The organism is Streptomyces eurocidicus (assembly GCF_002891295.1).
GTDB lineage: Bacteria > Actinomycetota > Actinomycetes > Streptomycetales > Streptomycetaceae > Streptomyces > Streptomyces eurocidicus.
Map to the genome: position 1 here is coordinate 311074 of NZ_LGUI01000008.1, position 20619 is coordinate 331692.

At 72.9% G+C, this 20619-nt stretch carries 17 protein-coding genes, 1 tRNA gene and 1 pseudogene; 9 read left to right on the forward strand and 10 right to left on the reverse strand.

What is annotated here, in order from left to right:
• Positions 1-141: 141 nt before the first annotated feature.
• Both recQ and AF335_RS23445 read right to left on the reverse strand, forming a co-directional pair.
• Positions 142-2022, reverse strand: a complete 1881-nt coding sequence (gene recQ / locus AF335_RS23440) for a DNA helicase RecQ (RefSeq protein ID WP_102920396.1) — start codon at positions 2020-2022, stop codon at positions 142-144.
• Positions 2023-2321: 299 nt separating this feature from the next.
• Positions 2322-4436 carry a restriction endonuclease gene (locus AF335_RS23445; protein ID WP_184743474.1) on the reverse strand — a complete coding sequence of 705 codons (2115 nt, stop codon included), beginning with the start codon at positions 4434-4436 and terminating at the stop codon, positions 2322-2324.
• 581 nt (positions 4437-5017) lie between these two features.
• Here AF335_RS23445 and AF335_RS23450 point away from each other — a divergent pair.
• Entirely contained in the window at positions 5018-5518 is a 501-nt protein-coding gene (locus AF335_RS23450; RefSeq protein ID WP_102920397.1) for an RICIN domain-containing protein, read from the forward strand.
• 83 nt (positions 5519-5601) lie between these two features.
• On the opposite strand, the gene AF335_RS23455 is transcribed toward AF335_RS23450, so the two are convergent.
• From AF335_RS23455 to AF335_RS34795, 3 genes are all read right to left on the reverse strand, one after another.
• Positions 5602-5674 (reverse strand) — tRNA-Arg (locus tag AF335_RS23455).
• A 44-nt stretch (positions 5675-5718) separates the two neighbouring features.
• Positions 5719-6090, reverse strand: coding sequence for a DUF4190 domain-containing protein (locus AF335_RS23460; protein ID WP_376697817.1), 372 nt, complete (start codon positions 6088-6090; stop codon positions 5719-5721).
• A 1-nt stretch (position 6091) separates the two neighbouring features.
• Entirely contained in the window at positions 6092-6241 is a 150-nt protein-coding gene (locus AF335_RS34795; RefSeq protein ID WP_170127789.1) for a hypothetical protein, read from the reverse strand.
• A gap of 106 nt (positions 6242-6347) precedes the next feature.
• Here AF335_RS34795 and AF335_RS23465 point away from each other — a divergent pair, with 106 nt between their 5' ends.
• On the forward strand, positions 6348-6974 hold the full coding sequence (locus tag AF335_RS23465; protein WP_102920398.1) for a TetR family transcriptional regulator: 627 nt from the start codon (positions 6348-6350) through the stop codon (positions 6972-6974).
• On the opposite strand, the gene AF335_RS23470 is transcribed toward AF335_RS23465, so the two are convergent.
• Complete coding sequence (locus AF335_RS23470; protein WP_102920399.1) at positions 6940-8238, reverse strand: M6 family metalloprotease domain-containing protein; 1299 nt, start codon at positions 8236-8238, stop codon at positions 6940-6942. The two genes, AF335_RS23465 and AF335_RS23470, sit on opposite strands and share 35 nt — an antisense overlap.
• Positions 8239-8562: 324 nt before the next feature.
• On the opposite strand from AF335_RS23470, the gene AF335_RS23475 reads away from it, so the two are divergent.
• Together AF335_RS23475 and AF335_RS23480 are read left to right on the forward strand one after the other, a co-directional pair.
• On the forward strand, positions 8563-9207 hold the full coding sequence (locus tag AF335_RS23475; RefSeq protein ID WP_102920400.1) for a TetR/AcrR family transcriptional regulator: 645 nt from the start codon (positions 8563-8565) through the stop codon (positions 9205-9207).
• Positions 9208-9296: 89 nt separating this feature from the next.
• Entirely contained in the window at positions 9297-10805 is a 1509-nt protein-coding gene (locus AF335_RS23480; RefSeq protein ID WP_102920401.1) for an MFS transporter, read from the forward strand.
• A gap of 94 nt (positions 10806-10899) precedes the next feature.
• Here the strand turns inward: AF335_RS23480 and AF335_RS23485 are convergent, their stop codons facing one another.
• Positions 10900-11460 (reverse strand): MarR family winged helix-turn-helix transcriptional regulator, encoded by a 561-nt coding sequence (locus tag AF335_RS23485; RefSeq protein ID WP_102920512.1) that lies wholly within the window; start codon positions 11458-11460, stop codon positions 10900-10902.
• A 125-nt stretch (positions 11461-11585) separates the two neighbouring features.
• Here AF335_RS23485 and AF335_RS23490 point away from each other — a divergent pair, with 125 nt between their 5' ends.
• Positions 11586-12380 (forward strand): dioxygenase family protein, encoded by a 795-nt coding sequence (locus AF335_RS23490; RefSeq protein ID WP_102920402.1) that lies wholly within the window; start codon positions 11586-11588, stop codon positions 12378-12380.
• 32 nt (positions 12381-12412) lie between these two features.
• Here AF335_RS23490 and AF335_RS23495 read toward each other — a convergent pair whose 3' ends face one another.
• Together AF335_RS23495 and AF335_RS23500 are read right to left on the reverse strand one after the other, a co-directional pair.
• A complete protein-coding gene (locus AF335_RS23495; protein ID WP_102920403.1) occupies positions 12413-13495 on the reverse strand; it encodes a questin oxidase family protein in 1083 nt (360 codons plus the stop codon).
• 94 nt (positions 13496-13589) lie between these two features.
• Entirely contained in the window at positions 13590-14021 is a 432-nt protein-coding gene (locus AF335_RS23500; protein WP_102920404.1) for a hypothetical protein, read from the reverse strand.
• Positions 14022-14855: 834 nt separating this feature from the next.
• Between AF335_RS23500 and AF335_RS23505 the strand changes: the two genes are divergently transcribed.
• The gene (locus tag AF335_RS23505) at positions 14856-15983 is read left to right on the forward strand and encodes a sigma-70 family RNA polymerase sigma factor (protein WP_102920405.1); all 1128 of its coding nucleotides are present in this window, start codon (positions 14856-14858) and stop codon (positions 15981-15983) included.
• A gap of 195 nt (positions 15984-16178) precedes the next feature.
• On the opposite strand, the gene AF335_RS23510 is transcribed toward AF335_RS23505, so the two are convergent.
• Positions 16179-17150 (reverse strand): helix-turn-helix transcriptional regulator, encoded by a 972-nt coding sequence (locus AF335_RS23510; RefSeq protein WP_102920406.1) that lies wholly within the window; start codon positions 17148-17150, stop codon positions 16179-16181.
• Between the two features lie 95 nt (positions 17151-17245).
• Between AF335_RS23510 and AF335_RS23515 the strand changes: the two genes are divergently transcribed.
• The 3 genes and pseudogenes from AF335_RS23515 to pfkB all read left to right on the forward strand — a co-directional run.
• Positions 17246-18775, forward strand: a complete 1530-nt coding sequence (locus AF335_RS23515; RefSeq protein WP_102920407.1) for an MFS transporter — start codon at positions 17246-17248, stop codon at positions 18773-18775.
• Between the two features lie 192 nt (positions 18776-18967).
• Positions 18968-19729, forward strand: a complete 762-nt coding sequence (locus AF335_RS23520) for a DeoR/GlpR family DNA-binding transcription regulator (RefSeq protein ID WP_102920408.1) — start codon at positions 18968-18970, stop codon at positions 19727-19729.
• Positions 19726-20613, forward strand: a pseudogene (gene pfkB, locus AF335_RS35895) (1-phosphofructokinase); the annotation flags it as partial. The gene AF335_RS23520 and the pseudogene pfkB, both read left to right, overlap by 4 nt.
• Positions 20614-20619 lie beyond the last annotated feature (6 nt).

Genomic DNA, 20619 nt, shown 5'->3' on the forward strand with positions numbered 1-20619 from the left:
GTCCGGGGCGCCGGACGGGCTGAAATCAGCCCGTCCGGCGCTTGAGGACACCGCGCGGAGCGCGGAAAGGGGGCCCGGGGGCTCGCCCCCGGTTACGGGAAGGGGCGGGGTGGGGAAAAGGCCGCCCGCCAGGGCCACCCGCTACGCGGCGGGCACCCCCAGCAGCCCCAGGATCGCCTCGCCGTGCTTCGCGAGCTTGCTCTCGCCCACGCCGCTGACCCCCGCCAGCTCGTCCAGCGACGACGGCGAGACCGTGGCGATCTCCCGGAGCGTCGCGTCGTGGAAGATCACGTACGCGGGCACCCCCAGCTCCTTCGCCGTCGCCGCCCGCCACGCCCGCAGCGCCTCGAAGACCGGCACCGCCTCGGCGGGCAGGTCCACGGGCGCGGCCCGCTTGCCGGAGCCGCCGGACCGGGACGAGCTCTTCGCGGCGCGGGCCGGCTTCTCGGGCTCGCGCCGCAGCAGCACCTCGCGCTGTCTGCCCAGCACCTCCGCGCTGGTGTCGGTGAGGACCAGCGTGCCGTAGTCGCCCTCGACGGCGAGCAGGCCCTGGGCCAGCAGCTGCCGCACCACGCCCCGCCACTCCGCGACGCTCAGCTCGGTGCCGATGCCGAAGACGGTCAGGCCGTCGTGGTCGTGCTGGATGACCTTGGCGGTCTTCTTGCCCAGCAGGATGTCGATGATCTGCCCCGCGCCGAACTTCTGCCGCCGCTCCCGGGCCAGCCGCAGCACGGCCGAGAGGAACTTCTGGGCGGCGATCGTGCCGTCCCAGGTCTCGGCGGGCGTCAGGCAGGTGTCGCAATTGCCGCAGGGGCCGCTCGCCTGCCCGAAGTACGCGAGCAGGCGCACCCGCCGGCACTCGACCGTCTCGCACAGCGCCAGCATCGCGTCGAGGTGCGCGCCGAGCTTGCGGCGGTGGGCGTCGTCGCCCTCCGAGCCGTCGATCATCTTGCGCTGCTGGACGACGTCCTGGAGTCCGTAGGCCAGCCAGGCCGTGGACGGCTGGCCGTCGCGCCCGGCGCGGCCGGTCTCCTGGTAGTAGCCCTCGACGGACTTGGGGAGGTCGAGGTGGGCGACGAAGCGGACGTCCGGCTTGTCGATGCCCATGCCGAAGGCGATCGTGGCCACCACGACCACGCCGTCCTCCCGCAGGAAGCGCGACTGGTTCGCGGCGCGCGTCGCCGCGTCCAGGCCCGCGTGGTACGGCACGGCGTCGATGCCGTTGGCCACGAGGAAGCCGGCCGTGTCCTCCACGCCCCTGCGGGACAGGCAGTAGACGACGCCCGCGTCACCGGAGTGCTCGGTGTGCAGCAGCTCCAGGAGCTGCTTCTTCGGGTCGTTCTTCGGCACGATCCGGTACTGGATGTTCGGGCGGTCGAAGCTCGCGACGAAGTGCCGGGCGTCCGTAAGGTTCAGCCGCGCCGCGATCTCGCCGTGGGTGGCCTCCGTGGCGGTCGCGGTCAGCGCGATGCGCGGCACGTCCGGCCAGCGCTCGTGCAGCTGGGAGAGGGCCAGGTAGTCGGGCCGGAAGTCGTGGCCCCACTGGGCCACGCAGTGCGCCTCGTCGATGGCGAACAGCGCGATCTTGCCGCGGTCGAGCAGCCGCAGCGTCGACTCCACGCGCAGCCGCTCCGGGGCCAGGTAGAGCAGGTCGAGCTCACCCGCCAGGAACTCGGCCTCGACCATCCGCCGCTCGTCGAGGTCCTGCGTGGAGTTCAGGAACCCGGCCCGGACCCCGAGCGCCCGCAGGGCGTCGACCTGGTCCTGCATGAGGGCGATCAGGGGAGAGATCACGACGCCGACGCCCGGCCGGACGAGCGCCGGGATCTGGTAGCAGAGCGACTTGCCGCCACCGGTCGGCATCAGGACGAGCGCGTCGCCGCCGGCGACGACGCGCTCGATGATCGTTTCCTGCTCGCCCCGGAACGCGTCGTAACCGAAGACGCGCCGCAGGCAGCTCAGGGCCTCGCTGGGGTCTGTGCCGGGGTTTGTGGGGCAGGCGGTCTCAGTGGGGTCGGCCATTCGGAAAGTCTACGAGGATCGGCTGACACGGATGGGTGATGTGGATAAGTGGGGGGGGGCGGAGGGGTGGGGCGCGCCTGCGGCGGGCCTTTTCCCCTACCCGCCCCTTCCCGAATGTCCTCAAACTCCCCCAGCTACCGCTGGGAGGTGCCCCCAGACGGGCTGAAAATCAGCCCGTCCGGCGCTTGAGGACCGGGGTCCGGGGCGGAGCCCCGCACGCGGCGGAGCCGCACATCGGATGCAGCGGGAAGGGGCGGGGCTGGGGAAAAGCCCCGCGCAGCGGCACCCCCCACCCCCCCCTACGCCACCTCGATCCCAAACTCCCGCACCAGCGCCTCCAGCCCGCCCCCATACCCCTGCCCGCCCAGCACGAAGTCCCAGTCGCCGTTGGCGCGCCGTCGGAAGGAGCCCAGGACCAGGGCCGTCTCCCCGGGGCGTCCGTCGGAGACCTCCAGCTGCCCGAGCTCGGCCCCCGACGCGTCGCACAGCCGGATCCGGGCGTCCGTGAACCCCGTCAGATCGGCCCTCGGGTCCACCTGCGGGTCCACGGCCGCGACGAGGACGAGCCGGTCGGCGGTGGCCGGCAGCGTGTCGAAGGACACCCGGACCGCGGCCTTGTCCTCGGCGGCCGGCGGGACGCTGCGGACGGAGCCGTCCGGGGTGGCCGGATTGTTGTAGAAGACGAAGTGGTCGTCGCTGAGCACCTGGGTGCCCCGGCAGACGAGGGCGCAGATGTCGAGGGCGACGCCGCCGCTCCAGGACATGCCGAGGACGTTGTGCGCGGCGGCGGGGTCCGGCGCCGCGCCGCCCTCCGGGCCACCGGTCCCGGCGCCCGTACCCGTACCGCCCGCGCCCGCGTCCGTGCCCGCACCCGCCGAGGCCCCCCGCCGCGGCGGCGTCGCGCTGGTGTCGCCCAGCCGCCCACGCAGCCCGTGCCGCCCCAGCAGCCCCACCAGCTCCTCGCCGGACACCAGGGTCAGCGGCTTGCCGTTGGCGAAGGCGTACGAACCGGGGCCGAAGCCCGACGTCGTCACCAGGACGCCCTTGTTCGCACCGGCGCCCTGCACCGTCCCGTACAGGTCCCGCACCGCGGTCGGCGGCACCGTCTTGCGGTAGCGCTTCACCTGGACGATGATCCGGCCGCCGCTGATCGGGTCCGGGTCCAGGGCCTCGACGTCCACGCCGCCGTCGTTGGACCGCTGCGTCATCACCGCGCGCATGCCCCGGGCCCGGAACAGCTGGGCGACGAGCTGTTCGAACTCGATGGGGTCCATGGCGTAGAGGTCCGGGTCCTCGCCCCCGCCGTGCGAGACGACGCCCTGCCCGACCTCGTCGGGCATCCGGCCGGGCCGCACCGCCGTGAGCTGGTCGGGGCGGGCCGACAACTGCCCGCCCAGCCCGTCGGTCAGGCAGTCCACGGCGCTGACCTGCTCCAGCCGCAGCCCCTCGAAGACGGGCCGCGAGACCGCGACCGCGGCGAGAACGATCTCGGCGCGGCGGCCCGTGGCCGGGTCGTGGTCGTCGACGAAGCCGTTGACCGAGACCGACTCCAGCGCGCCGAACTCGTCGGCGGCGAAGAGCTCGCGCAGGACCAGCAGCACGGACTGGGCCAGTACGTCGCGGTGGATCGCCCGCCGCTGCGCCACCGGCCGGGCGGTCTCCTTGTCCTGGTCGGCGGTGGGCATGTAGCGCACGGACTTCGCGGCGGGCACGAGGTCGTACCCCGGCAGCTCCCAGGTCAGCACGAGCTGCCGGGCGCCCGGGTCGTAGGCGGCGGAGAGCTGGTGCGGGAACTCCTCGGGCCAGGCGGCGGAGGCGTAGAGCGCGGCGGAGAAGTACTCGACGACGGCGTCGGGGTCGCGGCGGCGCAGCGCCGCGGTCATCTCCTCGACGCCCGCGTTGTGCGCCCGGGTCTCGGCGAGCCGGTCGGCGGCCCACTGCTCGTACTGCTGCCGGTAGGCGGCCAGCTGCTGCTGACGCTGTGCCTCGGCGAGCTGGGCCGTGTGCCAGTCCTGCTCGAACTGCGGCCGGGCGAAGCGGTAGAGGGCGGGGTCGGGCATGGGTACGGGGCGGGCGAGGTGGCCCGGCTGGAACGGCTCGACCTCCTCGGACCGGCGCAGCGCCGCCGCCGTGAAGGCGGGTTCTCCGCAGCCCGTGAGCAGAACACCCGTCAACTCCGCGACCCGCGCGTCGAGCTCCTCGGTGCGGCGCCGCGCCCCGGCCTCCCGCCGCTGCCGGTAGGCCGCGCGCTGCTCGCGGTCGAGCCGGGCGGCCTCCCGCTCGTGCGCGCGCTGTTGCCGCTCCTGCTCACGCTGGGCCTGCGTCCGCTCCCGGTGTTCGGCCTCCCGCTGGCGCTGCTGCTGGCGCTGCGCCTCGGCCCAGATGCCTATCAGTCCGTTGGAGCGACGACTCATGCGGATACATGTCCTCCCCCCGAGACCTGAGGGGTCCCGGAAAAACCACGCACTGGCCCCGAAAACCAGCGGTCATGAGTCGACTTTAGTCACATTAGTAGGCGTAATCCGCCTGGATGGATCTTCTCGGCGTGGCCCGGCGTGGGCCGTGTGGACGCCTTCCCCGGGGACCGCCGCCGTGCGGTGCCGGGCCGGGGCCGGGTTCGAGCCGGGACGTACGAGGGGCGGTCCGCCGGGCCTGGCCGGAAGCTCGCGCTCCGCGTCCGGTCCGCCGGGCATCCGGCCATGGCGCGTTCCTTTGCCCGGGCTATGCGTCCTGCGAAATCGCAGCCGCCGGCCGGCCCGCCCGGTGAAGGTTTACGGCCAGTGTCGGACTGGCCGCCGCACAGGCTTGCCGAAAGGCGTTTCGCACGGGAATGCGGCCGCGCGGAACGCCCGGTTTTCAAGGAAATTCACTGACGCGAAACACCGCTGTCTTCCCGGCGTGCCGCCCGTAGGTTTCTCGAACGAGGCGAGTGCCTCGGGAAGTTGCCCGGTGGAATACCCCGGGCGACCGTGAAGCCGTCGGAAAGGAAGGCAACATGACCAGGATCAGGAACGCCGCCGTCGCCGTGACCGCGGCCGCCCTGCTCGGCGGGGGCCTGCTGGCCTCCGGAACCGCCACCGCGGCCGGCCACCCGGCCGATCCCGGTGACGTCTGGTACACGTTCCAGAATTTCAGCACGGACCGCAACCTCGACGCGTACGGCGGCACGCACGCCAGGTCGTACAGCCCCGACGGGACCATGGACCAGGAGTTCCGTCTCGTCACCGGAAAGCACCCCGGCTACCAGGTGGCGAGCAAGCGGCACGCGAACATGTGCTTCACGGCCAAGGGCATCAACAAGGAGATCACGCTGGAGAGCTGCAACAGCAATCTCCAGTCGCAGTACTGGAATTACGACATCAAGGACTCGGGCTCGTCCTTCCAGAGCCGTAAATTCCCGCAGGGCTGTATCCAGGACAACGGCACCGCCAACGCGGTGGTACTCCGCGCCTGCAACGGCGGCGACCTCCAGCGTTACCTGCCGCTGGTCGTCTGACCCTCCGTAGTCCCGCCGAACGGAGCCCGAAAAACCGGAGGCCCTCCCGTCATGAACGACGGAAGGGCCTTCGGCCTTCACGGTGCCCCCGGGCAGATTCGAACTGCCGACACCCGCTTTAGGAGAGCGGTGCTCTATCCCCTGAGCTACGGAGGCGAGGCAGGGCCGCCGTCAGTGTAGCGGGTGGTGGGGGCGGAGGGTCAGGTGGCGAGGGACCAGGAGAGGGTGTGGTCCGTCGCCGTCAGGGCCGCGAGGACGATCAGGTCCGCCGCGCCCAGGGTCAGGCCCAGGGCGGCGCGGCCCCGGCGGGTGGTGTTCCGGCGGAGGGCCAGGGTCGCCAGGGTCAGGGCGACCGGGCCCAGGACCAGGTTGAAGACCAGCAGGCCGACCAGGCCCAGGACGAACGACCAGACCGCCATCGAGTCCGCGTCCGAGCGCCGGGGACCCCGGCCGGCGGGCTCCCGGGGGTCCCGGTCGGCGGCCTCGATCATGTTCCGGTCGGCGGTCGCCCCGGGGGTCTCCTCGGGGGCGGTCCGCGCGGGAGTGGTGTGGTCCGTCGTCGTGGTCGTCATGTCAGCGCTCCCTCAGGTGTTCGCGGACCGAGAAGGCCAGCAGCCAGAGGGCGATGGCCCCGGCCGCCGGGAGGAGGACCGGGAGCGGGGTGTGTGCCGCGGCTCCCACCAGGACCCCCAGGACGAGGAGGGCTGCGACGAGGAAGATCATCACGCTTCCTTTCTCGGTGAACAGTTGTAGTGACAGTTGTTCACTGAAGTCGGTTCGAGCGTACCCCCTCCTGGCTCCGTCCGGCAAACAGTTGTTTACTGACTCCATGAGCAGCAACACCCTCGGCGTCCGGCAGGCCCAGAAGCTGAAGACCCGGCAGGCACTCCTCGACGCCGGGCTGCGGCTGCTGGAGGAGCAGAGCCTCAGCAGCCTGGGGCTGCGGGAGGTGACCCGGGTCGTGGGGGTGGCGCCCGCCGCGTTCTACCGCCATTTCCGGGACATGGCCGACCTCGGGGTGGCCCTGGTGGAGGAGTCGCTGGGCAGCCTGCACGTCGTGGTGCGGGCCGTGCTCGCGGAGCAGTCGGAGGCCGAGGAGGTCATCGACGGCAGCGTCGACGCCGTGGCGGAGCACGTGGCCCTGCACCCGGCGCACGTACGGTTCATCGCGCGGGAGCGGCACGGCGGGGTGCGCGCCGTCCGGGAGGCCATCGGGGCCGAGCTGGACCGGTTCGGGGACGAGGTCGCCGAGGCCCTCGCCGCGCAGGAGCTCTCGGCGGGGTGGAGCGCCGGGGACGTCCGCATGCTCGCGGGGCTCTACGTCGACCACCTGGTGATGACCGCGTCCGCGTTCATCGAGGCGGCCGACGCCGGGGAGCGGCGGCGCATCGCCGACACCGCGCGCCGGCAGCTGCGGCTGATCAGCCTGGGGCGGCGCCACTGGCAGGACGGCTGAGCCGGGACGAGGGCGGGCGGCGCCGCTCCACCGTGACCTGCCAGTTGCCGTCCGCGTCCCGGCCCGTCACCGTGACGCGCACGCCGCCCGACGAGAAGCGTTCCCCCACCGCGTAAGGCGCGTCGCTCAGCTGCGGGTTCACATTCGGGTCGGTCGTCCAGCAGCCGTCGCTGCCCGGTGTCGCGTCCGAGACGTGGACGGGCCCGGCGCCCGAGGGGACGTCCGTGGCGAGCGTGGTGACGAGCACCCCGGGACGGCAGACCGTGTGGTCGAGGGGGCCGCGCTCGCGGGCCTCCACGGTGACGGCGCGCGTCCGGGAGAGCGGTACGACCGTCAGCTTGGTGCCGCCCGGGACCGAGGCGGGCGTCAGCGTCACCGTGCGCCGGCCGGGGGCCGGCACGCACTCCACCTGTTCCGGGGCCAGCCAGCCCAGCTTCCACTTGTGCCAGGCGAGGAAGTCGTCGGACGGGCCCCAGTCCTCGTCCATGAGGTCCCAGTGGCCCACCGGGGTCTTCAGCAGGCCGCTGCCGCCACGGGTGTAGTAGAGGTCGGGGAGGCCGAAGGTGTGCGCGTTCTCGTGGTTGAGCACCCGGAAGGGGCTGTTCCCGGTCTGCCGGCTCCAGATGAACGAGACGTTCTTGAACGGCACACCGTCGCCGGTGGTGAGCCCGGTGGGCGCGCCCGCGAAGGTCACGGACCGCACGTCCTCGGTGGCGGGCGGGCCCGCGTTCGGCGTGACCAGCACATTGACCAGGTCGAAGCGGCGGAAGTCCACCGTGTCGTCGACCGCCGTGACGATCTCCTTCGAGAGGGCCCGGTAGCCGCGTTCGAAGGGGGTGCCGCGCTCGATGCCGTACGCCGCGTACGGGCGGGACATCCGGATCCAGCGCGACACCGGGGTGGAGCGGTAGTCGAGCCGCCCGTACGAGGACGCCCGGTAGTAGTCCGCGACGGCCGGGAAGAACTCCGCGTACCGCTCCTGCGGGGTGCCTTCGGCCGGCGCGTCGGGGAAGTCGACGAAGACGGTGAGCGCCCGGACGGTGCCGTTCGAGGGGGCGAAGCCGGGCGGGGTGTCGGCGGCCTCGGAGACGCTGTCGTCGATGCCGTGCAGCGCGCACGGGCCGGACGGCCGCCGGCCGTCGGTCTCCCGGGTGACCGGCTCCCCGGCGGGCTCCGGCTCGGCGACCGGCTCGGCGCGCGAGGCCGCGGGCGAGGTCAGGGCGAGCGTGGTGAAGGCCGTGACCAGGAGAGCCAGGAACCGCATGCCGCCCACCTCCAGCCGCGTACGACGGAAGACCGCTCTGTCCGATCACCCTGTGCCGCGACGCGGCCGCGCGCCCTCTGGCCGTGGCAGATGGGGGTCGGGGCGCCCCCGTCGGGGGTGTGACGCGCGTCACGGAGATCCGGGCGAAATCGGGGAAATAAACGGGGAGCCCCTCCCCGTTTAACCCCTCGCCGGGCGAAACGGGGAATCGCTCCCCGCTTACGCCGCGGCACTCACGGGCGTCACCGCCCGCCCGTACGCACCAGTCAGACCAGTTCCAAGCCAGTTCCAGACCAGTTCCAGACCAGGAAGGAGTGCCACCACATGGCAACCGCCCAGCAGCCCCGCCTCCGCGCGGACGCCCTTCGCAACCGGGAGCGGATCGTCTCGGCGGCCCGCGAGGCGTTCGTCGAACACGGGGTCGAGGGCTCGCTCGATGAAATCGCTCGACGGGCCGGGGTCGGTAATGCCACGCTGTACCGGCACTTCGCGGATCGCTCCGAGCTGATCCACCACGTCACCCTCTCCGTACTGACCCGTGTCGCGGACCAGGCGGAGGCAGCAAGAGCTGAGGAGCCCGATGCTTTCCGAGCGCTGAGGCGTTTCGCCCACGCCGCGGTCGACGAACGGGTGGGCGCGCTGTGCGCGATGGTCCAGGAGGGCATCGACCCGAACCACCCCGACCACATGGTGGCGCGCGAGCGCGTCGACCGCGGGGTCGAGGAGCTGATGGCCGCGGCCCGGGTCTCCGGCCAGCTGCGCGAGGGCGTCGACGTCGGTGATCTGATGGTCGCCATCGCCCAGTTGACGAGGCCGCTGCCCGGAAGCTGCGCCAGCTCGATGTTCGACCGCTTCGCGCACCGGCACCTTCAGCTGTTCCTCGACGGGCTGATGGCCCCGGCCCGTTCCGAGCTCCCCGGCTGCGCGGTCACCCTGGAGGACCTGCGCCGCACCGAGTGTCCCGGCTGACCCGCGCCCCACGACGCGCCCCACGAACTTCGTAACCCCCCACTTTCCGCCCACGCTCCCACCGACGCACCACTGAGGTAGGCACTCCCATGCCAGAAACCACCACTCCCGACCCCAGGCGCTGGAAAGCGCTGATATTCATCGCCCTGGCCCAGCTGATGGTCGTCCTCGACGCGACCATCGTGAACATCGCGCTGCCCTCCGCCCAGACCGACCTCGGGATCTCGGACGGCAACCGCCAGTGGGTCATCACCGCCTACGCCCTCGCCTTCGGTGGTCTGCTGCTCTTCGGTGGCCGGCTGGCCGACCTGTGGGGCCGTAAGAAGACCTTCGTCATCGGTCTGATCGGCTTCGCGGTCGCCTCCGCGCTCGGTGGCGCCGCGGTCAACCTCGGGATGCTGCTGGGCGCCCGCGCGCTCCAGGGCGTCTTCGGCGCGCTGCTCGCGCCGGCCGCGCTGTCGCTGCTCTCGGTGATGTTCACCGAGGCCCAGGAGCGCGCCAAGGCGTTCGGCGTCTTCGGTGCCATCGCCGGTGCCGGTGGTGGCGTCGGCCTCATCCTCGGCGGCGTGTTCACCGAGTACCTGAACTGGCGCTGGACGTTCTTCGTGAACATCCCCTTCGCCGTCGTCGCCGCGGCCGGTGCCATCGCCGTGATCCACGAGCCCGCCGGCAGCCGCAACCCCTCGAAGCTCGACATCCCCGGCGTCGTCCTGTCCACGCTCGGACTGGTCTCGCTGGTCTACGGCTTCACCCGCGCCGAGTCGGACGGCTGGACCTCCGGCAGCACCATCGCGATGTTCGTCGCGGCCGTCGTGCTCCTCGCCGCCTTCGTCGTCGTCGAGTACAGGGTGAAGGCCCCGCTGCTGCCGCTGCGCGTCCTCACCGAGCGCAACCGCGCCGGTGTCTACCTCTCGCTCGGCCTCGCCGCCATCGCGATGTTCGGCCTCTTCCTCTTCCTCACCTACTACCTCCAGGTGGTCAAGGGGTACAAGCCGGTCACCACCGGTCTCGCCTTCCTTCCGATGATCGCCACGATGATCGCCGGTTCGACGCAGATCGGCGCCCGCCTGATGACCCGGGTCGCGCCGCGCTGGCTGATGGGTCCGGGCTTCCTGCTCGCGGGCGTCGGCATGCTGCTGCTCACGCAGATCGACCTGGGCACCTCGTACGTCACCGGCATCCTGCCCGGCCTGGTCGTGATGGGCCTCGGCATGGGCACGGCCTTCATGCCGGCCATGAGCCTGGCCACGCACGGCATCCAGCCGCGCGACGCCGGTGTCGCCTCCGCGATGGTGAACACCTCGCAGCAGGTCGGCGGCGCGATCGGCACCGCCCTCCTCAACACCATCGCCGCCAGCGCCACCACGGCCTACGCCACGTCCCACGTGGCGGGCGCCAAGTCCGTGGAGCTGCTCAAGCTCCAGTCCATGGTGCACGGCTACTCCACCGCCATCTGGTGGGCCGTCGGCATCCTGGCGCTGTCCGCGCTGATCGCCTTCCTCGCCATCAACACCGGTCACCAGGGCGGGCACACCGTCGCGTCCGGTGACGGCGAGGGCGTCGAGGCCGCCGACTCCGTGCCGGTCATGGTGCACTGACGCCCGACGGCGACCCGTCACATGTAAGGCCCTCCGCCCATGGGCGGAGGGCCTTACGCATGCCCGCGCGGGGCGGATGTGGGCCGCCCGCTCCTCACCGCAGCCAGGGCAGGTCCGCTCCCGACGCCGGCTGGAGGCCGTTCGCGATGGTCCGGCAGATGTCACCGAGCTGGTCGACCTGTTCCGGGGTGAGCCGGTCGAAGATGGCGCCCCGGACCGCGGACACATGGCCGGGCGCCGACCTCCGCAGCATCTCGAAACCGTCGTCCGTAAGGACGGCCAGTTGCCCACGCTTGTCGGAGGGACACTCCTCGCGCCGGACCCAGCCGTACTTCTCCAGGCGGGCGACCGCGTGCGAGAGCCGGGACCGGGTGATCTTGGCGTCGTGGGCGAGCTCGGTCATCCGCAGCCGCCGCCGGGGCGCCTCGGAGAGGTGGACGAGCAGCCCGTAGTAGATGTGCGGCATGCCGGCGTCGCGCTGGAGCTGCCGGTCGAGATGGTCCTCCAGGAGTGCGGTGGCGTTCAGGAACGCCTGCCAGGTGCGCTGCTCCTCCGCGCCGAGCCAGCGCGGTTCCCCGGCCGCCGGGGCCGCGGTGGCCGCCGGGGTCCGCTCCGGCGCCGTGTCCGCTGCGTCCGTTACGCGTCGTTCGGTCATGACATCCACTGTTTCACCCACCGGCTTCCTGTTGATGCTTGTTCCTTGAAGTTTAAATAAAGCAGGGTTAAGCTCAAACCAAGACGCTTGAGAGTTCAAGCATTTGTCTCCAGCCTGGAGGGCTCATGCAGGTCGACGCAACCCCGGCCGCCGGGCGGATGCCCGCGCTCTATCTCTCCCACGGCGCCCCGCCGCTCGCGGACGACGCGCTGTGGCCCGGCCAGCTCGCCGCCTGGGCCGCCGGCCTGCCGCGCCCGAAGGCGATCCTGATGATCTCCGCCCACTGGGAGGAGGCCCCGCTCGCCCTCGGCGCCACGGAGACCGTGCCGCTGGTCCACGACTTCTGGGGCTTCCCGGAGCACTACTACCGGGTCCGGTACGAGGCGCCCGGCGCCCCCGGGCTCGCCGAGAAGGTGCGCAAGGCGCTGCGCGCGCCCGGGACGCCCGTCCAGGACATCCCGGACCGGGGGCTCGACCACGGCGCGTACGTACCGCTGGTCGAGATGTTCCCGGCGGCGGACGTGCCCGTCCTCCAGGTGTCCATGCCCACCCTGGACCCGCGGCGGCTGATGGAGACAGGCCGCCGACTGGCGCCGCTGCGCGACGAGGGCGTGCTGATCGTCGGCAGCGGCTTCTTCACCCACAACCTGGCCGCGCTCCGGCACACCGGGCCCACGCCGCCGGGCTGGTCGGCGGAGTTCGACGCGTGGGGGCGCGAGGCGCTCGACGCGCGGGACGTCGACGCGCTGCTGGACTTCGAGCGGAAGTCCCCGGCGGGCCGGCTGGCCCACCCGCGCACCGAGCACTTCGCGCCGCTGTTCGTCACGATGGGCGCCGCCGAGGACGAGCTGGACAGCCAGCGCAGCGTCATCGACGGCTTCTGGATGGGCCTGGCGAAGCGGTCGGTGCAGTTCGGCTGAGGCCGGGGGCGGCGGGGCCGGGGCCCGCCGCATCAGGACGGGGCGATCAGTTCGCGGCTCACGGCCGCGGCCGCCCAGACCAGTGGCGCCCGTTCCGGTTCGGCCGCCGCGACGTCCAGCGCCGTGTCCGTGAACTTGATCGTGTGCGCGTCGCCGTGCGCGGCGGCCCGCGCGAAGACCTCCTCGGCGGTGACCGCGGTGACCGCGGTGACCGCGGTGCCGGGAGCCGTGACCGGGGCGGGCTCGGCGGGGGAGTAGGCCGTGGTCACCGCCGCGCTCGCCTCCCACGCGGCGGCCAGGCTCGCCGCCCACAGCTCGCGGGGCAGCGCGGGCAGGGTGCGCAGGACGGCGCTCGGCGCGGTCGCGGCGTGCACCAGCATGACCGGGCTCCCGTGCCCGTAGGCCGCGTACCGCACCGTCGCCTCCCGGACCAGTCCGGCGAGCAGCTCCCGCGCCTCGTCGGGCCCGGCGGCCGGGCGCAGGGTGGCCGCCCCGGCGGGCCAGCCGGGGGTCGAGGGAAGCTGCGCGAGGCGGTCGAGGATGCCGCCGCGCTGATCCGGTACGAGGGGGACGGCGGCCAGCGCCTCGGCCGGGCCGGCGGTCCCGGAGGTGCCGGGAGCCCCGAGGCGGAGGGGTACGGGCAGCGGCTGGTGGCGGGCCGCCCAGTAGCCGAGCGCGTGGCCGAGCTCGGCCACGCGCGGCCCGGTGGGGGAGGTCCCGGCGAGCAGGGTGCGTACGGCGTGGCCGACGCGGATCACCGGGTGGGTGGCGGCGGCCGTGATGCCGGGCAGTAGCCGGGGCCACCACACGGCGAGCACGTCGCGCCAGGGGCGCTCGGCGAGCAGCCGGGTGAAGTGGGCGATCCAGTCGCCCGCGCGGCGGGGGTCGCCGAGCGCCTCCCGCCAGTTGGCTCCGGTGACGGGGTAGCGGGCGGCGGGCAGTTCGTCGAGCCGGGTGCGGTAGGCGTCCAGCCAGGGGTGCACGGTGACCGCGTGCCCGTGCCGGACCAGTGCCTCGACGGCCATCGGCCCGTGGTTGCTCAGCCAACCGCCGAGCTCCGGACCGGTCGTGTGCAGGCGTTCGAGGGCTTCGTCGAGCGTTCCGGTGTCGGCCATGCCCCCACGCTAGGGGCGACGGTAAGGGGCGCGGAACGGTCTCTGGACCTACATCCGAGGACCCTGTCAGGTTCGGTCCGGGCCGTTCCGGGGCTCAGTGTTCGTGCCAGTAGAAGACGTAGTACGAGGCCAGGCCCATCCCCAGGCCGGCCAGCAGGCCGATCTGCGAGGCGCGGAGCACCGTGCCGCCGCCGAGGCTGTGCAGGAAGCCCATGGAACAGCCGAAGAGCGTGCCGAAGGCGGCCGCGCGCACTTCGGTGATCATCCGGCCGCGCTCGCGGATGAGGACGTAGCCGAGGCCCATGGAGACGACGGCGACGGCGAGCCCCATCATCCAGTACCCGAGCGTGGAGAACCCGTTCTGGCTCGCGAGGTACGTGGCGTACAGCCCGAGGACGATGCCGCCGACGACGGGGACGTTCCGGGTCCAGCGGCCTTCCCTGCGGGCGTGCGGGAGGCGGGTGCCGCGGGCGACCGGGCCGGGGGCGTCGTGGTGGTGCCCGGGCGTGAGCGAGTGGGTCGGCATGGCGGGCTCCTCTCGGGGTGTCTCGTCTCCTCAGGGCACACCTGTGGGTGGGCGGGGGCAACTCGATCATTGGGGTGACGACGGTGGTGCCGGGTTCGGGTGGCGGTGGTGGGGCCGGGTGCGGCGGGGTGGTGCCGCTGCGCGGGGCTTGTTCCCCTACCCGCCCCTTCCCGGAACCGGGGGCAAGCCCCCGGGCCCCGTTCCGCGCTGACGCGCGGTGGCCTCAATCGCCGGCCGGGCTGGATTTTCGCCCGGTCCGAGCTCGACTTTCCGCCCGGTTCCGGGCAACAACCTCCCAGCCCGGTTCCGGGCAACAACTCAGCCCGTCTGGGGGCACCTCCCAGCGGTAGCTGGGGGAGATTGAGGACCGGGGTCCGGGGCGGAGCCCCGGTTACGGGAAGGGGCGGGGCTGGGGAACAAGCCCGCCGCAGGCGCCCGCTCCCGCGCACGCCCCCGGAGAACCCGGCACGCCCCCGGGAACCCGGCACCCCCCGGAGAACCCGGCCCCCCGGAGAACCCCCCTTCCGGCCCCCCCAGGGCAACCACACACCCCTCCCCGCCGTCTTGAGAGGTGGAAGCGCCCGGCACCCCCGCCCGCGCACGGGCCGCCGAAGCGGGCCCGACCGCGGGCCTGACCTGCGCTTCCACCGGGTCCAGCGACCCGCTTCCCGCGCTGTGGCCGGGCAGGATACTGCATGATCACAAAAAATAAGACGTTCCGCGGGAATTCTGTCCGGATTCCAGTCGTTCTTTCCATCGGACGGGGCACTCGTGACAGGGTCCGCCCTGGGAGCCCCATCCGTCCCGCGACCCACTCATCGCAAGGGAGCACGCATGGCAACCCGTGCCGTCGCCCGTCGTCAGACCGCCGCCAAGGGCGCTGGGGGGACGAGCAGCGTTCGCGCCGCGAGCGGGGAGATCGCCGACCGCGACCTGGTCGGTATGTACCTCGACGAGATCGCGCGCACGCCCCTGCTCGACGCCGCGAAGGAGGTCGAGCTGTCCCAGACCATAGAGGCGGGCGTCTACGCCCAGCAGCTGCTCGACGGCCTCGACGAGGCCGCAGCGGACGCAGGAGGTGCAGCGGACCCGGCGCGCGCGGAGGCCGCCGGTGCCGCGGAGGATGCCGAGAAGCCCAAGCGGGCCAGGAGTGCCAAGGGCGGCAAGAACGCCAAGGCGGCCGCGGACTCCCCGCACCAGGGGGCGTCCCGCGCGGAGCTGGAGGCGATAGCCGCCGCCGGCGCGCATGCCAAGGACGTCTTCATCAAGTCCAACCTGCGCCTCGTCGTCGCCGTCGCCCGCCGCTACCCGCGCAGCGGTCTGCCTCTGCTCGACCTGATCCAGGAGGGCAACGCCGGCCTGGTCCGCGCGGTCGAGAAGTTCGACTACACCAAGGGTTTCAAGTTCTCCACGTACGCCACGTGGTGGATCCGTCAGGCGATCACCCGCTCCATCGCGGACCAGTCGCGGACGATCCGGCTGCCCGTCCACCTCGTCGAGGAGCTCGGCCGTATCCGGCGCGTCCAGCGTGAGTTCAACCGGGAGAACGGCCGTGACCCCGACCACACGGAGATCGCCGCGGAGCTCGGCGCCACGCCCGAGCGTGTGGGCGACGTCCTGGACTGGGCCCGCGACCCGGTCAGCCTGAACATGTCGGTGGACGACGAGGGCGACACCCAGTTCGGCGATCTGCTGGAGGACACCTCCGCGGTGTCGCCCGAGCAGTCCGTGATCGCCCTGCTGCGCAGCGAGGAGCTGGAGGACCTCATAAGCCGGCTCGACCAGCGCACGGCCTCGATCATCAAGGCCCGCTACGGCATCGAGGACGGCCGTGAGCGCACGCTCACGGAGGTGGGCAAGCAGCACGGGCTCACGCGTGAGCGGATCCGGCAGATCGAGAAGCACGCGCTGCTGGAGCTGAAGAAGATGGCCCACGACACGGGGTTCGACGCGGCGGCGTGAGTTCTGCGAAGCGGGCCATAAGGGCATAACCTCATAGACCGGACCCCGGCGCCACCCCCCCCGCGTCGGGGTCCTTCCCATGTCCGCACCGCGCGGCGGCCCCTGGCGCGGGCCCGGCCGGGCCGCCGTACGGGGGGCGGCCGGGTCCCGTACGGGCCCGGGGAATCACCCGCGCACCCCCGGGGACCGGGCCCGCTAGTCCTCGGCCGGTTCCGCCGCCCGGCTGACCCGCGCGCCCAGTTCACGCAGATGGTCGATCAGCTCGCGCGGCTCGTGCACCCGGAACTCGCAGTCCAGCAGCGCCAGCCGGAACGCCACCCACTCCAGCGAGTCCGCCGTCGGGATGTCCAGCCGGCAACGCCGGTCGTCGATCGGCACCGGGGTGCCGATCGCGCGCGGGAGGCGCGCGGCGACGAAGGACGCCGGGGCCTCCAGCGTCGCCACCACCCGGTACGTCGGCTGGAGCCGGGCCAGGGAGCGGCTCATGAACTCCGCCGCGTCCGCCGCCGGCAGCTCCCGCTGGACGAACCGCGCCCCCGTCGCGAACGGCTCGCTGACCCGGTCCACCCGGAAGGTCCGCCAGTCGCCGCGGTCGAGGTCGTACGCGACGAGGTACCAGCGGCGCCCGGTGCTGACGAGGCGGTGCGGCTCGACCAGCCGCTGTGTCTCCGTCCCGTCCCCCTTGCGGTACGCGAAGCGCAGCCGCTCCTGCCCCGTGGCGGCGGCCGCCATCACCGTCAGCGTGCGCGGGTCGACGGTGGCGCCGTCGCCCCGGGTGAGCGGGACCGTCGCCGCCTGGAGCGCGGCCACCCGGTGCCGCAGCCGGGACGGCAGCACCTGTTCCAGCTTGGCGAGGGCGCGCACCGACGCCTCCTCGATGCCTTCGACGGCGTGGCCCGCGCCCGCGCGCAGCCCCACCGCGATGGCCACGGCCTCCTCGTCGTCCAGGACCAGCGGGGGCATGGCCGCGCCCGCCGCCAGCCGGTAGCCGCCGATCGCGCCCATCGTGGCCTGGACGGGATAGCCCAGGTCCCGCAGGCGCTCGATGTCGCGCCGGATCGTCCGGGTGGTGACGCCGAGCCGCTCCGCCAGCTCGCTGCCCGGCCATTCACGCGGCGTCTGGAGCAGGGAGAGCAGATTCAGCAGCCGTGCGGGAGTGTCGGTCATGTCTCTCAGCCTGTCAGCGATATGGGACACGCTCTGTCCTACATGCGGGTTAGCGTCAGGGACGTACCCGAAAGTCCAGGAAAGGCCACCGCCCGATGACCGCCGCTTCGCCACCCGCCGCACAGCACGACGGACCACTCGCCCCGCCGACCGCCGACCGCCGCCGCTGGCTGGCGCTGGCGGTCGTGATGACGGCGTCCTTCATGGACCTGGTCGACGTCACCATCGTCAACATCGCGATGCCGAGCATCCAGCGCGACATCGGCGCGTCCTTCAGCGTCCTGCAGTGGCTCAGCGAGGGGTACGCGCTCGCGTTCGCCATCGGTCTGATCACGGGTGGCCGCCTCGGTGACATCTACGGCCGGAAGAAGATATTCCTGCTGGGCATCGGGGGCTTCACGCTCGCCTCGATGCTCTGCGGCATCGTCAGCGACCCGCAGCTGCTGGTCGCCGCCCGGGTGCTCCAGGGCCTGATGGGCGCGCTGATGGTGCCCCAGGTGCTGTCGATCATCCATGTCACCTTCCCCGCCCACGAGCGCGGCAAGGTCTTCGGCATGTTCGGCGCGGTCGTCGGCCTCGGCGCCGTCTCCGGCCCGCTGCTGGGCGCCCTGCTCACCCAGTGGAACCTCTTCGGCCTGGAGTGGCGCCCGATCTTCCTGATCAACCTCCCGGTCGGCATCGCCGGTCTGGTCCTCGGCCGCCGCTTCATCGTCGAGTCCAAGGCGCCCCAGGCGCTCAAGCTGGACCTCGTCGGCATGGTCCTGGCCAGCGTCGGCCTGCTGATGCTGCTCTACCCGCTCACCCAGGGCCGCGAGCACGACTGGCCGCTGTGGGGCTTCGTCTCGATGGCGGGCTCGCTGCCGGTGTTCCTCGCCTTCGTCGCGTACGAGCGCCACAAGACCCGCAAGGACGGCTCGCCGCTGGTCGAGCTGTCGCTGTTCAAGGTCAAGAGCTTCGCGGGCGGCGTCGGCGTGCAGCTGGCCTTCGGCGTCACCACCGGCATCTTCTTCATGGTCTGGACGATGTACATGCAGATCGGCCTCGGCTGGTCGGCGCTGCGCGCGGGTCTGACCGGCATACCGTTCTCGATCGCCGTCTCGACGGCCGCCGGCATGTCCGTGCAGAAGCTGGTGCCCCGCTTCGGCCGTAAGGTGCTCCAGGCCGGTGCGCTGATCATGGCCGCCGGTGTGCTGGCCTACATCTGGGAGGCCGACCACTACGGCGCCGACATCGGCTCCTGGCAGATGGCGCTGCCGCTGATCGTGATGGGCGCGGGCATGGGCCTGATCGTCTCCCCGATCACCGACGCCATCCTCTCCGAGGTGCCGCGTGAGCACGCGGGCTCCGCGTCCGGCCTGATCAACACCACGATGCAGCTCGGCAACGCGGTCGGTCTGGGCCTGGTCTCCGTGGCCTTCTTCTCGGTGATCGACGACTCCGACCCGAGGCGCGAGGCGCTCGCGGACATCTTCGGGAGCGCGTTCGTCAACGCGATGTGGTGGGTCGCGGGCGGCCTGGCGGTGGTGTTCGTGCTGATGTTCCTGCTGCCGAAGCGGAAGCCGGCCGACGAGGTCACGGCCGCGGCCGTGACCCTGGACAAGGAGACGGAGGGGGCGGCGGCGTAGCGGCGCCCCCGCGCTTCCGGACTGCGGTTCCCGGGACGCCGGGCGGGCTGGTTCCTCCAGCCCGCCCGGCGTTCTTTTGCACAGCGGTGCCCATTTCTGTCTGTTCGATGCCTGAATCTGTTTACTTTCCAGACTTACGGGCGGTAACGTGACCGCCAACCACACACCCGGGCATCGAACGGACACAGAACCATGTACGGACCGGAGCGCCAGCAGGAGATCCTGCGGCTCGCCCGTGAGCGCGGCCGGGTGGAGGTGCCGTCCCTCGCCGAGGAGTTCCAGGTCACCGCGGAGACCGTCCGCCGCGACCTCAAGGCCCTCGACCGGGCCGGCCTCGTACGCCGGGTGCACGGCGGCGCCATCCCCGCCGGCCGGCTCGACTTCGAGCCGGACCTCGCCGAGCGCGAGACGACGGCGGCGGACGAGAAGGACGCCATCGCACGGGCCGCGCTCGCGGAGCTGCCGCCCGACGGCAGCGTCGTCATCGACGCCGGGACGACGGCGGCCCGCCTGGCGGCCCTGCTCCCGCTGGACTCCTCCCTCACCGTCGTCACCCACGCCCTGCCCGTCGCCGCCCGCCTCGCGGACCACCCCGGCATCGCGCTGCACCTCGTCGGCGGCCGGGTGCGGCACCGTACGCGCGCGGCCGTCGACGCCTGGGCCCTGCGCGCGTACGCCGAGATCCACGCCGACGTCGCCTTCGTCGCGACCAACGGCTTCTCGCCCGAGGGCGGGCTGACCACCCCCGACCCGGCCGAGGCCGCGGTCAAGCGGGCGGTCGTCGCGGCGGCCCGGCGGGTCGTCCTCCTCGCCGACTCCGGCAAGTACGGGCAGCGGCACTTCGCCCGCTTCGCCGGCCTCGACGAGATCGACCTGGTGATCACCGACACCGGTCTCGCCCCCGAGGACGCCCGCGCCGTCGAGGCCGCGGGCCCGGCGGTGGTCCGCGCGTGATCCTCACCGTCACCCCCAACCCCAGCCTGGACCGTACGTACGAGGTGCCGCGGCTGGAGCGCGGCGCCGTGCTGCGCGCCGGCACGGACCGGGTCGACCCCGGCGGCAAGGGCGTCAACGTCTCCCGCGCGGTGGCCGCCGCCGGCCGCCGCACCGTCGCCGTGCTGCCGCTGGGCGGCCCGGAGGGCGCGCTGCTGGCGCGGCTGCTCGGCGAGCGCGGCATCGAGGTCGCGGGCGTGCCCGTGGCGGGCTCCACCCGGGTCAACATCGCCGTCGCCGAGCCGGACGGCACCCTCACCAAGGTGAACGCGGCGGGCCCTGAACTGACCGCCGTGGAAGCGGAGTCGCTGCTGGTCACCGTCCGGGAAAGGTCGGCCGGCGCGGACTGGATCGCCTGCTGCGGCAGCCTGCCGCGCGGCCTCGCGCCCGAGTGGTACGGCCACCTGGTGGCCCGCGCCCACGCCGCCGGCGCGCGGATCGCCCTGGACACCTCGGGCCCGTCCCTGACGGCCGCGCTCCGCGAGCGCCCCGACGTGGTCAAGCCCAACGCGGAGGAGCTCGCCCAGGCGGTCGGCCGCCCGCTGGCCACGGTCGGCGACGCCGCCGGGGCCGCGCGGGAGCTGCGCGCGATGGGCGCGCGCTCCGTCCTGGCCAGCCTCGGCGCGGACGGCCAGCTCCTGGTCGACGACTCCGGTACGTACTTCGGCACCGCCCGGGTGCCCGCCGTCCGCAGCAACGTCGGTGCGGGCGACGCCTCCCTGGCCGGCTTCCTCGCCGCCGGCGGCACCGGCCCCGGGGCCCTGGCCGCCGCCCTCGCCCACGGCGCGGCGGCGGTCCAGCTCCCGGGCAGCGCGATGCCGGCGCCCGCGGACCTCGACCCGGCGGCGGTC

Excerpts from the sequence above, each read along its gene's own strand:
- AF335_RS23480 (WP_102920401.1), top strand. The coding sequence starts at position 9,297 with ATGCCAGAAACCACCACTCCCGACCCCAGGCGCTGGAAAGCGCTGATA.
- AF335_RS23485 (WP_102920512.1), bottom strand. The coding sequence starts at position 11,460 with ATGACCGAACGACGCGTAACGGACGCAGCGGACACGGCGCCGGAGCGG.
- AF335_RS23520 (WP_102920408.1), top strand. The coding sequence starts at position 18,968 with ATGTACGGACCGGAGCGCCAGCAGGAGATCCTGCGGCTCGCCCGTGAG.
- AF335_RS23500 (WP_102920404.1), bottom strand. The coding sequence starts at position 14,021 with ATGCCGACCCACTCGCTCACGCCCGGGCACCACCACGACGCCCCCGGC.
- AF335_RS23445 (WP_184743474.1), bottom strand. The coding sequence starts at position 4,436 with ATGAGTCGTCGCTCCAACGGACTGATAGGCATCTGGGCCGAGGCGCAG.
- AF335_RS23495 (WP_102920403.1), bottom strand. The coding sequence starts at position 13,495 with ATGGCCGACACCGGAACGCTCGACGAAGCCCTCGAACGCCTGCACACG.
- AF335_RS23510 (WP_102920406.1), bottom strand. The coding sequence starts at position 17,150 with ATGACCGACACTCCCGCACGGCTGCTGAATCTGCTCTCCCTGCTCCAG.
- AF335_RS23515 (WP_102920407.1), top strand. The coding sequence starts at position 17,246 with ATGACCGCCGCTTCGCCACCCGCCGCACAGCACGACGGACCACTCGCC.
- AF335_RS23460 (WP_376697817.1), bottom strand. The coding sequence starts at position 6,090 with ATGACGACCACGACGACGGACCACACCACTCCCGCGCGGACCGCCCCC.
- AF335_RS23465 (WP_102920398.1), top strand. The coding sequence starts at position 6,348 with ATGAGCAGCAACACCCTCGGCGTCCGGCAGGCCCAGAAGCTGAAGACC.
- AF335_RS23470 (WP_102920399.1), bottom strand. The coding sequence starts at position 8,238 with ATGCGGTTCCTGGCTCTCCTGGTCACGGCCTTCACCACGCTCGCCCTG.
- AF335_RS23505 (WP_102920405.1), top strand. The coding sequence starts at position 14,856 with ATGGCAACCCGTGCCGTCGCCCGTCGTCAGACCGCCGCCAAGGGCGCT.
- AF335_RS23475 (WP_102920400.1), top strand. The coding sequence starts at position 8,563 with ATGGCAACCGCCCAGCAGCCCCGCCTCCGCGCGGACGCCCTTCGCAAC.
- AF335_RS23490 (WP_102920402.1), top strand. The coding sequence starts at position 11,586 with ATGCAGGTCGACGCAACCCCGGCCGCCGGGCGGATGCCCGCGCTCTAT.
- AF335_RS34795 (WP_170127789.1), bottom strand. The coding sequence starts at position 6,241 with ATGATCTTCCTCGTCGCAGCCCTCCTCGTCCTGGGGGTCCTGGTGGGA.
- recQ (WP_102920396.1), bottom strand. The coding sequence starts at position 2,022 with ATGGCCGACCCCACTGAGACCGCCTGCCCCACAAACCCCGGCACAGAC.
- AF335_RS23450 (WP_102920397.1), top strand. The coding sequence starts at position 5,018 with ATGACCAGGATCAGGAACGCCGCCGTCGCCGTGACCGCGGCCGCCCTG.